The organism is Corynebacterium hylobatis (assembly GCF_003955685.1).
Lineage (GTDB): Bacteria > Actinomycetota > Actinomycetes > Mycobacteriales > Mycobacteriaceae > Corynebacterium > Corynebacterium hylobatis.
This window is the reverse complement of record NZ_RXHJ01000007.1, coordinates 103190-115673: the sequence shown is the minus strand read 5'-3', so window position 1 is coordinate 115673 and position 12484 is coordinate 103190. Positions and strand designations below refer to the sequence as shown.

Here is a 12484-nt window from a genome sequence, read left to right as displayed (position 1 = left end):
ATGGTTGATAGTCTGAGCGGTATGACTGATGATCTGAGTTTCGACGCCCTTCTCGTCCTCTCCTTCGGTGGTCCCGAAGGAAACGAGGAGGTCGTTCCTTTTCTGGAGAACGTCACCCGGGGGCGCGGCATCCCGCGCGAGCGCCTGGAGAAGGTCGGTGAGCACTACTTCCACTTCGACGGTGTGAGCCCGCTGAACCGCCTCAACCGCGAGATCATCACCAACCTGGAGAAGGAGCTGGCCGCCCGGGGGAAGGAACTTCCGGTCTACTTCGGCAACCGCAACTGGCACCCCTTCGCAGAGGACACGGCCGAGCAGATGGTGGCCGACGGTGTGCGCCGCGCCCTGGTCTTCGCGACCTCCGCCTGGGGTGGTTATTCCGCCTGCCTGCAGTACAACGAGGACATCCGCCGCGTCATCGCGCACCTGGAGGACAAGGGGCTCGCCGCGATCGAGTTCACCAAGCTGCGCCAGTTCTTCGACCACCCCACCTTCGTGAGCGTGATGGCGGAGGCCGTCGAGGAGGCCTATGCGAAGATCCCGGCGGAGCAGCTGGACACCACCCGCCTGCTGTTCACCGCCCATTCCGTACCCACCGCCGCGGATGAGGCCGCCGGCGGCCCGACGGACCCGCACCTCTACTCCCGCCAGGTCGGGGAGGCCTCCCGGCTGATCGCCCAGGCCGCCGGCGTGGACGTCTACGACGTCGTCTGGCAGTCCCGCTCCGGTAATCCGCGCACCCCGTGGCTCGAGCCCGACATCGTCGACCACACCCTCGCCATCGGTGAGAAGGAGGGGGTCACGGCCGTGGTGGTCTGCCCCGTGGGCTTCGTCTCCGACCACATGGAGGTCATCTGGGACCTCGACACCGAGCTTGCCGACGCCGCCCGCGACGCCGGCATCCTCGTCGAACGCACCCGCACCGCGGGCCCCGAGCAGGAGTTCGCCGGCATGGTCGTCGACATCATCGACGAGCTGGTGGACAATTCCGCCCGCGCCGGCCTGGGCACCGTCACCGTGCAGGGCTGCACCGTCAACGGTGCCGCCTGCCGGCCGGGCTGCTGTCAGGTCAGCCGGCCGAACTCCCGGACCGCATAGGCCACGCCGGACATCCGGGCGGCGCGGACGTGCCGCCACAGGCCCAGCAGCTGCGGGTCGATGCGGTGGTCGTTCATCCGGGCGATGACTGTCTCGATGATCGCGGCCACCCGGTCCGCCCGGGTAAACAGCTTTGCCGCCCGCCCGGGCACCGCCGCCGGCAGACCGGGGGTGTCATAGAAGTCGGCGAGGGTGCCCACCGTCAGACGCGGGGAGTTCAGCGCGTCGGTGCGGTAGCCGGAGGCCGTCACGAGGCGGGCCGCCTCCGTGGTGGCCTGCGTGAGCAGCTGGTCCGCCTCCCCGGGGCTCAGCCACGCCGGGGCAGGCAGGGGACTGTCCTCCACGAACCACTGCCAGTCGCCCGCCGCATCGGGAATGAGGATGTGGGAGGTGAGCGGATCGACGTCGCGGAGGACGAGGGCACCGAGCCCGCCTGCCGACGCCGCCTCAGCCGCCGCCCCGCCCGCCGGCAGGGCGGGTGCCTCCCCGGGGCCCGAGAGCACCAGCCGGAGCACCGGCTCCCCATCGGCGGCCACGCCGGTGGCTGTCCGGCGGATGTCGCCCAGCACCCCCACGAGGCCCTCCCCGCCCAGATCCGTCAGCGCCCCGACAAGATTGTCGGTGGGGGTCAGCCCGTGCAGCCATGCACCGAGCCAGACGGCGGTGTTCTGCAGCGGGGACCAGACTTCGGTACGGATATCCATGGCGGGGGAGTGTAGCCGATAGACTGGGCCGACATGAGCTTCCGTGATCCATATCGCGGCGACATCTTCGCCGGACATGCCCGTTCCCGTCCCCGTGAGTACCCGAAGGTGGAGGCCACACCCGGTCTGGTGGTCGAGGTCACCGGTGAGGATTATGTCGGGGCGGTGGTCGGCTGGGAACGGACCTACGACGGGGAATTCGTCCGTCTCGAGGACCGTCGCGGTGTGCAGCGGCTGTTCCAGCTGCTCAGTGGTGGCTTCCTCATCGACGGCCGACCGGTCACGCTCATCCGGCACATCCCGAAGAAGAAGGAGGCTCCCCGCCACTCGAACTCCGGTTCCCGCAAGGTGGAGAACCTCGAGGCGAAGGTGGCCGCCCCCTCCCGTATCTGGGTCGAGGGTATTCATGATGCCGCGATCGTGGAGAAGGTGTGGGGGCACGACCTGCGCGTGGAGGGTGTGGTTGTCGAGTATCTGGAAGGTCTGGACAATCTCGAGTCCCGCCTCGCGGAGTTCGGTCCGGGTCAGGGTCGGCGGGTGGGGGTGCTCGCCGATCACCTCGTCGAGGGTTCCAAGGAGACCCGGATGACGCAGACGGTGGGGGAGCACGTGCTGGTCACCGGCCACCCGTACATCGACATCTGGGCGGCAGTGAAGCCGGCGGCAGTCGGTATCCGCGCCTGGCCGGAGGTGCCCTACGGGGAGGACTGGAAGACCGGGGTGTGTGAGCGTCTCGGCTGGTCGGATCCCCGGGAGGGCTGGCGCCGCGTCTACTCCGCCGTCTCCAGCTTCCGGGACCTGGACTCCACCCTCATCGGTGCCGTGGAAAGGCTCGTCGATTTCGTCACCACACCCGAACTGAAGAAGTCCGACCTGATCTAGCTCGCGTTGGTACGTTGGGGGACGTGGGAGCAATCATCTGGTTCATCGCGGCACTCGTCCTCGCGGGCCTGGAGCTCGCCGTGGGCGAATTCACCCTGCTCATGCTCGCCGGTGCGGCCCTGGCCGCGGCTGGGGTGTCGCTGGCGGGGGCCCCGCTCTGGGGCTCGGTGGTGGCCTTCGCCATCACCGCCTTCGGCCTGCTGGTTTTCCTGCGGCCGTTCCTGCGTCGCCACCTGCAGGCCCCGAAAGCGCTGGACACCTCCGTCCGGGCACTGGTCGGCACCACCGCAGAGGTGATCTCCCAGGTCCACGGCAGCACCGGCCAGGTGCGGCTCGACGGTTCCATCTGGTCGGCCCGCCCCCTGGACCCCGAACTGACATTCGCCGAGGGTGAGCGCGTCACCGTCGTTGACATCGACGGCGCCACCGCCGTCGTGTGGAAGGAGCACTAGACCATGGAAGCCATCGGCCTGATTCTCTTGGTGGTGGCGCTCGCCTTCGTGGCGTTCGTCGTCATCAAATCCATCGCCCTGATCCCGCAGGGGGAGGCTGCCGTCATCGAACGCCTGGGTAGCTACACCCGCACCGTGTCCGGCGGGTTGACCCTGCTGGTCCCGTTCATCGACCGGGTCCGTACCCGCATCGACACCCGTGAGCGCGTGGTCTCCTTCCCGCCGCAGGCCGTGATCACCCAGGACAACCTGACGGTCGCCATCGACATCGTGGTCACCTTCCAGATCAACGATCCCGCCAAGGCGATCTACGGTGTGGACAACTACATCGTCGGTGTCGAGCAGATCTCCGTGGCCACCCTCCGCGACGTTGTCGGCGGCATGACCCTGGAGGAGACGCTGACCTCACGCGACACCATCAACCGCCGCCTGCGCGGTGAGCTGGATGCCGCCACCTCCAAGTGGGGACTGCGCATCAGCCGCGTGGAGCTCAAGGCCATTGACCCGCCGCCGTCGATCCAGCAGTCGATGGAGATGCAGATGAAGGCGGACCGTGAGAAGCGTGCCATGATCCTCACCGCCGAGGGCCGCCGCGAATCCGACATCAAGACCGCCGAAGGCGAGAAGCAGGCCCGTATCCTCTCCGCGGAGGGCGAGAAGCACGCCGCCATCCTGCAGGCCGAGGCCGAGCGACAGGCCATGATCCTCAAGGCCGAGGGTGATCGTGCCGCCCGCTTCCTCCAGGCGCAGGGTGAGGCGCGCGCCATCCAGAAGGTCAACGCCGCCATCAAGTCCTCCAAGGTGACTCCCGAGGTGCTGGCCTACCAGTATCTGGAGAAGCTGCCGCAGCTGGCCCAGGGCGAGGCCTCCACGATGTGGATGATCCCCTCCCAGTTCGGGGACTCCCTCGAGCAGTTCGCGAAGGCCTTCGCCAAGAAGGACGAGGAGGGGGTCTTCCGCTACGAGCCTTCCCATGTCGACGAAGAGACCCGGGAGATGGCCGGGGCCGAGGACACCGAGGACTGGTTCAACACCGCCACGGACCCGGAGATCGCCGCCGCCGTCGCTGCCGCCACTGCGGTGGCGAACAAGCCCGTCGATCCGGAACCGCACGAGATCGCCCGCCCGCGGCGCACCGAGAACTCCGCCCTGGAGATCGGTCAGCTGGGCGCTGAGTCGCCGGAGCCCGAACCGGAGCCCGAGGTACGCTAGTCGTACCGGCCCGCCTCCGCGCGGGTCAGCAGGTTGACCGCCAGCCGCCATCCGGCGGACTCCGCCTGCCACCCGGCCGCCTGCAGGCGCTGGGACATCGCCTGCTTGGAGATGTCCAGCTCCTCGGCGGCCTCATTCTGATTTAGCCCCGAGCGCACCAGCGACGTGGCCTCCCGGCCCTCCAGGGTGCGCTTGCTCAGCACGTGACCCATCAGCGCGAAGACGGCGGCGATATCGTCGGCGAGGGTGGAGGTGCCCTTGGGCAGGCTGGCCACCTTCACCGTCCCGGCCCGTGCCCCACCCCGGAGCGCACCGGAGGCGGTGGAACGGGTGAGATCCTCATCCGTGGTACCCGGGACCACGCCGATACCCACGGCCCAGCTCCCGTCGGAGAGCAGCGCCATGACGGTGTCGCACAGGGCGGCGGGGGAGTCGACCGCCGCGCAGATATCCTCCACCCCCAGGACCTGGAATTCCCCTACCCCCTCGAGCGTGGACAGCGCCTCTGCGGAACGCCGCACCAGCAGGGCGCGGCGGGCCTCTTTGCCCCGGTAACGGGCGTGGACAGCAAGCATGGCGTGGACTCCTTCAAATGGCGACGTTGAGATAAGTCTACGTCACAGACTTGACCGGGAGTCTTTGGTCCACCGCAAGTCCGACCACACCCACCGCCGCCAGCAGGACGGTGAGGCCGATGACGACGGGATCGGTATCACCCGCGAGGGTATCGCCGAGCAGGACGGTGACCGCTGTGCCCGGGGCAGAACCAACGAAGGTGGCGAGGGTGAACATTCCCAGCGGCACACTCGTCAGGGCCGCCGCGTAGTTGAGGACGGAGAAGGGCACGCCTGCGATCATCCGGAGGCTGGTCACCGCCAGCCAGCCCCGCTCCTCCAGACGCGTGTTGACGCCCGCGACCGCCGGGTGGGTGAGCCGGGTGGACATCCAGTCCCCGAGGAGGCCGCGCACCACCAGCAGGCTCAGGGCGGCGGAGGCCGTGGTCGCGGTCAGCGCGATGAGTGCACCTTGCCACGGTCCGAAGAGGACACCACTGGCGAGGGTGAGGATGGTGCGGGGGACGGGGAACTGCGTGAGTGCCACATAGCCAACCCAGAACAATACGACGAAGGGGTTGCCGGCGGCACCGGCCCAGTCCTGCAGGGTCGCGACGGAGGGGATCTCCACGAGCACCGTCACCGCGATGCAGGACAGTAACGCTGCCGCGACCGCCAGGCGGCGGGGCCAGGACCATTCCGCGATGCCGGCCACAGCATCCCGGAACAGACCCACCATGGACTGCCCGACTTGTTTCACGGAAAGGAAGTCTACGCTCCCGGTACGTCGGAGGGGTCCGGCAGGTAGCCGTCCTCCTGTGCCCGGATGAGCAGATCGATCTTGATGTTGGCAGATTTCCCGCTGCCGGGGGCGCATGACGAAACAGCCCCGGCTCCTGCTGTCAGGAACCGGGGCTGTCTGTTGATTCTGTGCCCGGAGGGGGACTTGAACCCCCACGTCCGTTAATAGGACACTAGCACCTCAAGCTAGCGCGTCTGCCATTCCGCCACCCGGGCAGGGTGATCTTCTACTTCTCTGTGTCCATGCTCTCGGCTGGGCACCTGCATTACTGTAGCCCTACTCGCCGGAAACGTACAAATCGCCAGCTCAAAGCTAGTTTCAGGGGTGTGATGGGGGCCTGGAAAAGGGGAGCGGTGGGCGAAGCCGGGGACATGGCCCCTTCTTCTCGGGTACAACGTAGGCATGAGCAATTACGCAGAAGACACCCGTTGCCCCGGACCCGACCCGTACGCCCCGCTGAAGGACCTCCCCTCCTTCACACTGACCTCCGCCGACCTCAACAACGGCGATGAGCTTGATGAGGCGCAGCGCGCCCCCGCCAACATCTCCCCGCAGCTGTCCTGGTCCGATCTGCCGGAGGGGACGAAGTCCCTAGCAATCACCTGCCTCGACCCGGACGCACCGACAGGGGCGGGTTTCTGGCACTGGGCGGCCTTCAACATCCCGGCCTCGGTGACCGAGCTACCGACCGGGGCGGGCTCGACGGAGGACCTCGGCATCGAGGGCGTGATCAGCCTGGCCAATGACGCCGGACAGCGCACCTACTACGGTGCCAACCCACCCTCGGACCACGCGCCGCACCGCTACCTGTTCACGGTGCATGCGGTGGACGTCGAGAAGCTCGATGTCGACCCCTCCGCCACCCCCACGGTGCTGGGCTTCAACCTTCATTTCCACTCCATCGGCCGCGCCATCCTGTGGGGCTGGTACGAAAACAAGTAGTCTCTAAAGACCATGAGCGAAAACGATTCCCCTGAACGGACTTTCCGCGTGCCTGTGGCGCTGCGTGTGGGCGGCGCCTTCATGGCGCTGGCCGTGGCCCTGCTGGTGTTCACCGTCGTCTCGGTGTTCACCGACGGGTGGATGGCTCCGTTCGTGGTGACACCGGGTTTCCTCGTCATCATCGTCGCAGTGATCATCTTCGGTGCCTTCGCCACCGTCCGCCGGGATCAGGCTGCCAGCCGCGCCCAGGTCATCGCCCTGATCGTGGCGGTGGCCCTGGTGATCTTCAGCCGTTTCATCCCGAGCGTGGCCCTGTACGTGATGGGCCAGTACTGGCTGGCCATGTATGCGGTGGCGGCGCTGCTGGCGGGTCTGGTCATCCGCCGTTCACTGATCCCGAAGGACTGAGTGACAGGCATGGGGAGAGCGGACCGCGCCTGCCTCCTCATCCACGCCGATCGGGCGACGGTTTTTGCTGCCCTGACCAACCGGAATGCGCTGCTCAGCTGGTTGTCTCCCAGAGTGAGCCCAGGCTTCTAGCCGCGGGCCGGGTTGGCCAGCCACTCCAGTTCGGAACCGATGGCATCGGTGATGCTGGTCAGGCCGTGGCGGTGGATCTGGTTGGCGATGCCCCGGTGGATGTCGCTGATCCACAGCGGACCGCCGTAGATGAAGCCGGTATAGCCCTGCAGGAGGGTGGCGCCGGCGGTGATGCGTTCCCAGGCCTGCTGCGGGGTGGAGATACCGCCGACGGAGATGAGCACCAGCTTGTCGCCCACGCGGGCACGGAGACGGCGCAGGACCTCGAGGGCACGCTCGGCGACCGGCGGGCCGGAGATGCCACCCGCACCCATGGCAGCCACCTCATCGGCCGGGGTGTTCAGCCCTTCGCGGGAGATGGTGGTGTTGGTGGCGACGATGCCGGCCAGCCCCAGGTCCAGAGCGAGGTCGGCCACGGCGTCGACATCCTCATCGGACAGGTCGGGGGCGATCTTCACCAGCACGGGGGTGTCGGTGGACTTCTGGACGGCCGCGAGGATGGGGCGCAGGGACTCCACGGCCTGCAGGTCGCGCAGGCCCGGGGTGTTGGGGGAGGAGACGTTGACCACCAGGTAGTCGGCGAGGTCGCCGAGCAGGGAGGCGGAGCGACGGTAATCGTCGACGGCCTGGTCGGCGGGCACGACCTTGGTCTTGCCGATGTTGATGCCGATCACGTCATCGGAGCGGCGGCGGCGCAGGTTCTCCGCGGCGGCGGCCGCACCTTCATTGTTGAAGCCCATGCGGTTGAGGATCGCCTTGTCCTCCGGCAGGCGGAACAGGCGCGGGGTCGGGTTGCCCTCCTGCGGGGAGGCGGTGACGGTGCCGAGCTCGGAGTAGCCGAAACCCAGGGCGGTCCAGGTGTCGGCGGCGGCGGCGTTCTTGTCGAAGCCGGCGGCCAGACCCAGTGGACGCGGGACAGTGCGGCCGAAGACCTCCTGGGCGAGGACCGGGTCGTTGACGGGGATGACCCTGCCCAGCACCCGGTTGACGGGGCCGGCGGTCTGGAGGAGGCCGAGGCCGTCGTTGATGATTCCGTGGATGCGCTCCGGCGGGAGGTTGAACATGGCCTTCAGTGCCAGCTGATAGGCGGAGTGGCGCAGAGACAAGGCTGGGGTCCTTACTGGGATGTGATGTCGGGGTTGTCGATGATCTGCAGGCCGTCACCGGTGGCGGAGGCCAGGACGAGGGTGCCGTCCTCGAGCACGAGGAGGCTCTGGGCGTCGGCGACCGTGTCGAGCGACGCCCGGCGCTCGGGCACACCGCTGGACACGTCGTAGGCGGCCAGGGTGTTCTCCGCGGTGGAGGTGATCCAGGCCAGGTCCCGGCCGGCATCCCAGGCCACAGCCCAGGGGCTGGGGTCGACGGGGGCGGCCTGATGGAGCCGGACGACGTCGTTGGCGGTGTAGATCGTCAGCTGTGAGCCCATGTTGTCGGAGGCGACAAGCAGGCCGTTCTCACCTGCGGCGATCCGGCCGACACCGAGGCCGATGCGCAGGGTGCCGCCCTGCTCGCCGTCGCGCCAGTGGATGTCCTGGATGGTGGTGTTGACGTGGTTGGTGCGGACGACAGCGTCGTCCTGGCCCTCGCGGGGCACGGCGATGAGCTGGCTGGTGTGGCCGGCCACGGTGATGGTCTCCACCGGCTCCCCGGAGCCTTCCTCAAAGACGAGGACCCGGTCGTCCTCGGCGCCGGCCACGATCAGCTCGCCGGTGGAGGTCAGGGTCGCGGCGATGGAGGGCGCGGCGTCGGTGCCGGCGATGCTGCGGCGTTCGGTGTCGCCGGAGGCGGCGTCGACAAGCAGGACCTCCTCGCGGCAGGCGAGGACGAAGGTGTCGGCGGAGGCGGTGAGGTCACCGCAGTTCTCGGGGATGGTCACCTCGGTGACCGCACCGATCTCGAACTGGCCGAGGGTACCCAGCGCGAGGGTGCCGCCGGAGCGCAGGCCGATGACGTCACCGGCGGTCTCCATGTCGGTGACCTCGGCGTGGCCGGCCGCGAGTTCAATGACCCGGCCGGCGGGGTCTGTGGCGGGCGGAGAGACCTCGGCTACGGCGTTGCCCATGTCGGGCACGTCCTCCGTGGGCCCGCCACCGCAGGCTGTCAGGAGAAGGGTCGAGGCGGTCAAGGCCGCCAGGGCTGTCAGACGTCCGGCTTTCACGATCCATGAGCCTATCAGCGCGACACGTCGTCCAGCGCCTTGACGATGGCTCTGGGCAGAACCGTGTCAGTGACCTGCAGCAGCTGCCGGAGCTGCGCGGCGCTGCCGGCGCCCACCACGGCGGAGGAGACCCCCACCCGATCCCGGGCCCAGGCCAGCGCGACGACGCCGGGCGGCAGGCCCAGTCCGTCGGCGGCGGTGGTCAGCGCATCGACGATGGTGTGGGCCCGGCCGCCGAGCCGTGCGTGGACCTCCGCGCGCACACCGTGGGGCAGGGTGCTGCGGTACCTGCCGGTGAGCACACCCTGCGCCAGGGGCGCGGCGGCGATGACGCCCACCCCCAGGTGGCGGGCGGCGGGGATGAGCTCCTCCTCGATCTCCCGGGTGAGCAGGGAGTACTCGTGCTGCGTGGCGACGATCCCGGGGGAGGGGTTGCGCGCCGCCGTCACCGCCAGCTGCCAGCCCGCGTAGTCACGCGCCCCGGCATAGCGGGTCCGGCCGGTACGCACCGCCCAGTCCAGGGTGTCGGCGACCTCCGCGGGCGGGGTCTTCTCGTCCCAGTAACCCACCGACCACAGGTCGAGGTGGTCGGTGCCCAGGGTCTGCAGCGTCGCGTCGAGCTGCTGCATGAGTGCCCGGCGGGAGCAGTCCACCCGCCGGCCCACCGGGGAGCGGGGGGCGATACCGGCGGAGGAGGAGAGCACGAGGCGCTCGCGGGGCACGTCCGCGTCGGCGAGCACCTCGGCCAGGACCTGCTGTGCCTGACCCTGCGCGTAGCTGGTGGAGGAGTCGACGAGGGTGCCGCCCGCGTCGAGGAATTCCCGCAGGATGAGACGTGCCTCATCCATCGACGTTGACTCACCCCAGGTCGCCGTCCCCAGTCCGATGTCCGAGACCCGGAGGCCGCTGACCCCCACCATTCGCTGCTTCACCTCCTCTACAGTAGTAGTACGGTGGTCCGGGTGAATGACGTGTCCATCCTCGCTGCGGCCACCGACGCGGCCGCCACCGTCCCCGAGCAGATGTCCTGGCTGCAGGTCGTCGTGCTCTCCATCGTCCAGGGACTGACCGAGTTCCTCCCGGTCAGCTCCTCCGGCCACCTGCGGATCGTCTCCGAGCTCTTCTTCGGGGCCGACGCAGGTGCCTCCTTCACGGCGGTGGTCCAGCTGGGCACCGAAGCAGCTGTCCTGGTCTACTTCGCCAAGGACATCTGGCAGATCCTCACCGGCTGGTTCCAGGGTCTGTTCAACAAGGACCTGCGTGGTTTCCACTACCGCATGGGCTGGATGGTCATCGTCGGCACAATCCCGGTCGCCGTCATCGGTTTCTTCGGCCGTGACCTCATTCGCGAGGGGCTGCGCAACCTGTGGATCACCGCCACCGTGCTGGTGCTGTTCTCCTTCGTGTTCATCCTCGCGGAGAAGATGGGCAAGAAGCAGCGCAACTACGACGAGCTGACCATGAAGGACGCCATCGTGATGGGCCTGGCTCAGTGTCTGGCCCTGATCCCGGGTGTCTCCCGCTCCGGCGGTACCGTCGCCGCGGGCCTGTTCATGAACCTCGACCGCCAGGTGGCCACCCGCTTCAGCTTCCTGCTGGCGATCCCGGCGGTGCTCGCCTCCGGACTGTTCTCGCTCCCCGACGCCTTCGCACCCCAGTCCGGGCAGGCCGCCAGCGCGCTGCAGCTGGGCATCGGCTCCCTGATCACCTTCGTGCTGGGCTACATCTCGATCGCCTGGCTGCTGAAGTTCGTCGCCAGCCACTCCTTCGCCTGGTTCGCTGTCTACCGCATCCCGGTCGGCCTGCTGGTCATGGCGCTGCTGGCCTTCGGGGTGCTGCAACCGATGTAGCCTCCCGGCTGGGGGAGCCAATGGTCGTCCGTTAGAGTGTGGTTCATGCGTTCATGGCCACAACCTGAGGTACCGCAGATCAGCGGCACACCCGTCCCCCTCTCCCTGTACGACACGGCGGATGGGGTCATCCGCCCGGTGGAGGTGGACGGCACCGCCGGGATGTACGTCTGCGGCATCACCCCGTACGACTCCACCCACCTCGGCCACGCGGCCACCTACCTCACCTTCGATGTGGTCCACCGCGTGCTGCTCGACCAGGGCCACGGCGTCCACTACGTGCAGAACATCACCGACGTGGATGATCCGTTGTTCGAGCGCGCCGCCCGCGACGGCGTGGACTGGCGTGAGCTGGGGGACAGTCAGATCGATCTCTTCCGCTCCGACATGGAGCAGCTGCGGGTGATCCCGCCGCGCGACTACATCGGTGCGATCGAGACCATCGATGAGGTCATCGACCTGGTGCAGAAGCTTCTCGACGCCGGCGCCGCCTACGTCGTCGACGACCCGGAGCACCCGGACGTCTACGCCTCCGTCGACGCCACCGCGAACTTCGGCTATGAGTCCAACTACGACCGCGCCACCATGGCGGAGCTGTTCGCCGAACGCGGTGGCGACCCGGAGCGCCCCGGCAAGCGCGACCCGCTGGACGCCCTGCTGTGGCGGGCGCACCGGGAAGGGGAACCCGCCTGGGAATCCCCCTTCGGCCCGGGTCGACCCGGCTGGCACATCGAGTGCTCCGCCATCGCCACCAACCGTCTCGGTGGTTCCTTCGCCATCCAGGGCGGCGGGAGCGACCTCATCTTCCCGCACCACGAGTTCTCCGCGGCCCACGCGGAGGCCGGCCACGGTGTCGACCGCATGGCGGGCCACTACGTGCACGCCGGCATGATCGGTCTCGACGGCGTCAAGATGAGCAAGTCCCTGGGCAACCTGGTCTTCGTGCACAAGCTCACGGCCGCAGGCCACAGCCCCGACGCGATCCGGCTGGGGGTCTTCGCCTCCCATTACCGCGCCGACCGGGACTGGTCCGATGAGATCCTCGCCGAGGCTGAGACGCGCCTGGACACCTGGTGCCGGGCCGTGGCGGACGCCGGATCCCTGGCCGCCGCCCGCAAGCTCGTCCAGCAGCTGCGGGCCCGTCTGTCGGATGATCTGGACACCCCGGGGGCCCTGGCTGCCGTGGACGCCTGGGCGGCCGCCGACCGCGGGGCCACCGAACAGGGCGCCGCGCAGGTGGTGCGTGACGCACTCGACGCTCTTCTTGGCGTGCAGGTCCGCTAGATTTCG

At 68.5% G+C, this 12484-nt stretch carries 14 protein-coding genes and 1 tRNA gene; 8 read left to right on the top strand and 7 right to left on the bottom strand.

The features are described from left to right. Positions 1–21: 21 nt before the first annotated feature. Positions 22–1098, top strand: coding sequence for a ferrochelatase (locus tag EAH68_RS07480; RefSeq protein ID WP_126120695.1), 1077 nt, complete (start codon positions 22–24; stop codon positions 1096–1098). Here the strand turns inward: EAH68_RS07480 and EAH68_RS07475 are convergent. Then, positions 1065–1802, bottom strand: a complete 738-nt coding sequence (locus EAH68_RS07475; protein ID WP_126120694.1) for an Rv1486c family protein — start codon at positions 1800–1802, stop codon at positions 1065–1067. The two genes, EAH68_RS07480 and EAH68_RS07475, sit on opposite strands and share 34 nt — an antisense overlap. Before the next feature lie 33 nt (positions 1803–1835). Here EAH68_RS07475 and EAH68_RS07470 point away from each other — a divergent pair, with 33 nt between their 5' ends. The 3 genes from EAH68_RS07470 to EAH68_RS07460 are packed head-to-tail and all read left to right on the top strand — an operon-like array spanning position 1836 to position 4348. Beyond that, positions 1836–2684: a DUF3097 domain-containing protein gene (locus EAH68_RS07470; RefSeq protein WP_126120693.1), complete on the top strand. Its 849-nt coding sequence runs from the start codon at positions 1836–1838 to the stop codon at positions 2682–2684. 23 nt (positions 2685–2707) lie between these two features. Continuing rightward, positions 2708–3136: an NfeD family protein gene (locus EAH68_RS07465; protein WP_126120692.1), complete on the top strand. Its 429-nt coding sequence runs from the start codon at positions 2708–2710 to the stop codon at positions 3134–3136. 3 nt (positions 3137–3139) lie between these two features. Then, on the top strand, positions 3140–4348 hold the full coding sequence (locus tag EAH68_RS07460) for an SPFH domain-containing protein (protein WP_126120691.1): 1209 nt from the start codon (positions 3140–3142) through the stop codon (positions 4346–4348). On the opposite strand, the gene EAH68_RS07455 is transcribed toward EAH68_RS07460, so the two are convergent. The 3 genes from EAH68_RS07455 to EAH68_RS07445 form a co-directional block, all read right to left on the bottom strand. After that, entirely contained in the window at positions 4345–4923 is a 579-nt protein-coding gene (locus EAH68_RS07455) for a MarR family transcriptional regulator (protein WP_126120690.1), read from the bottom strand. The two genes, EAH68_RS07460 and EAH68_RS07455, sit on opposite strands and share 4 nt — an antisense overlap. 37 nt (positions 4924–4960) lie before the next feature. Next, complete coding sequence (locus tag EAH68_RS07450) at positions 4961–5662, bottom strand: TVP38/TMEM64 family protein (protein ID WP_369408351.1); 702 nt, start codon at positions 5660–5662, stop codon at positions 4961–4963. Positions 5663–5833: 171 nt separating this feature from the next. After that, positions 5834–5919 (bottom strand) — tRNA-Leu (locus EAH68_RS07445). Between the two features lie 187 nt (positions 5920–6106). Here EAH68_RS07445 and EAH68_RS07440 point away from each other — a divergent pair. Together EAH68_RS07440 and EAH68_RS07435 are read left to right on the top strand one after the other, a co-directional pair. After that, positions 6107–6646: a YbhB/YbcL family Raf kinase inhibitor-like protein gene (locus tag EAH68_RS07440; protein ID WP_126120689.1), complete on the top strand. Its 540-nt coding sequence runs from the start codon at positions 6107–6109 to the stop codon at positions 6644–6646. A 12-nt stretch (positions 6647–6658) separates the two neighbouring features. Continuing rightward, on the top strand, positions 6659–7054 hold the full coding sequence (locus EAH68_RS07435) for a hypothetical protein (protein WP_126120688.1): 396 nt from the start codon (positions 6659–6661) through the stop codon (positions 7052–7054). Positions 7055–7182: 128 nt separating this feature from the next. Here the strand turns inward: EAH68_RS07435 and EAH68_RS07425 are convergent, their stop codons facing one another. Genes EAH68_RS07425 through EAH68_RS07415 form a run of 3 tightly spaced genes read right to left on the bottom strand, consistent with a single transcriptional unit; the run spans position 7183 to position 10264 of the window. Continuing rightward, a complete protein-coding gene (locus EAH68_RS07425) occupies positions 7183–8292 on the bottom strand; it encodes a quinone-dependent dihydroorotate dehydrogenase (protein WP_439647617.1) in 1110 nt (369 codons plus the stop codon). 11 nt (positions 8293–8303) lie between these two features. After that, a complete protein-coding gene (locus tag EAH68_RS07420) occupies positions 8304–9344 on the bottom strand; it encodes an NHL repeat-containing protein (protein WP_241228341.1) in 1041 nt (346 codons plus the stop codon). Between the two features lie 14 nt (positions 9345–9358). Beyond that, on the bottom strand, positions 9359–10264 hold the full coding sequence (locus EAH68_RS07415; RefSeq protein ID WP_126120787.1) for an aldo/keto reductase: 906 nt from the start codon (positions 10262–10264) through the stop codon (positions 9359–9361). Between the two features lie 102 nt (positions 10265–10366). Here EAH68_RS07415 and EAH68_RS07410 point away from each other — a divergent pair, with 102 nt between their 5' ends. Continuing rightward, positions 10367–11194, top strand: coding sequence for an undecaprenyl-diphosphate phosphatase (locus EAH68_RS07410; RefSeq protein WP_126120786.1), 828 nt, complete (start codon positions 10367–10369; stop codon positions 11192–11194). Between the two features lie 45 nt (positions 11195–11239). Continuing rightward, positions 11240–12478 (top strand): cysteine--1-D-myo-inosityl 2-amino-2-deoxy-alpha-D-glucopyranoside ligase, encoded by a 1239-nt coding sequence (mshC, locus tag EAH68_RS07405; RefSeq protein ID WP_126120686.1) that lies wholly within the window; start codon positions 11240–11242, stop codon positions 12476–12478. The last annotated feature ends 6 nt before the right edge of the window (positions 12479–12484 follow it).

Bases quoted from the DNA above. Each gene is read 5' to 3' on its own strand.
- EAH68_RS07410 (WP_126120786.1), top strand. From the start codon at position 10,367: ATGTCCTGGCTGCAGGTCGTCGTGCTCTCCATCGTCCAGGGACTGACC.
- EAH68_RS07455 (WP_126120690.1), bottom strand. From the start codon at position 4,923: ATGCTTGCTGTCCACGCCCGTTACCGGGGCAAAGAGGCCCGCCGCGCC.
- EAH68_RS07435 (WP_126120688.1), top strand. From the start codon at position 6,659: ATGAGCGAAAACGATTCCCCTGAACGGACTTTCCGCGTGCCTGTGGCG.
- EAH68_RS07480 (WP_126120695.1), top strand. From the start codon at position 22: ATGACTGATGATCTGAGTTTCGACGCCCTTCTCGTCCTCTCCTTCGGT.
- EAH68_RS07440 (WP_126120689.1), top strand. From the start codon at position 6,107: ATGAGCAATTACGCAGAAGACACCCGTTGCCCCGGACCCGACCCGTAC.
- EAH68_RS07475 (WP_126120694.1), bottom strand. From the start codon at position 1,802: ATGGATATCCGTACCGAAGTCTGGTCCCCGCTGCAGAACACCGCCGTC.
- EAH68_RS07460 (WP_126120691.1), top strand. From the start codon at position 3,140: ATGGAAGCCATCGGCCTGATTCTCTTGGTGGTGGCGCTCGCCTTCGTG.
- EAH68_RS07470 (WP_126120693.1), top strand. From the start codon at position 1,836: ATGAGCTTCCGTGATCCATATCGCGGCGACATCTTCGCCGGACATGCC.
- mshC (WP_126120686.1), top strand. From the start codon at position 11,240: ATGCGTTCATGGCCACAACCTGAGGTACCGCAGATCAGCGGCACACCC.
- EAH68_RS07415 (WP_126120787.1), bottom strand. From the start codon at position 10,264: ATGGTGGGGGTCAGCGGCCTCCGGGTCTCGGACATCGGACTGGGGACG.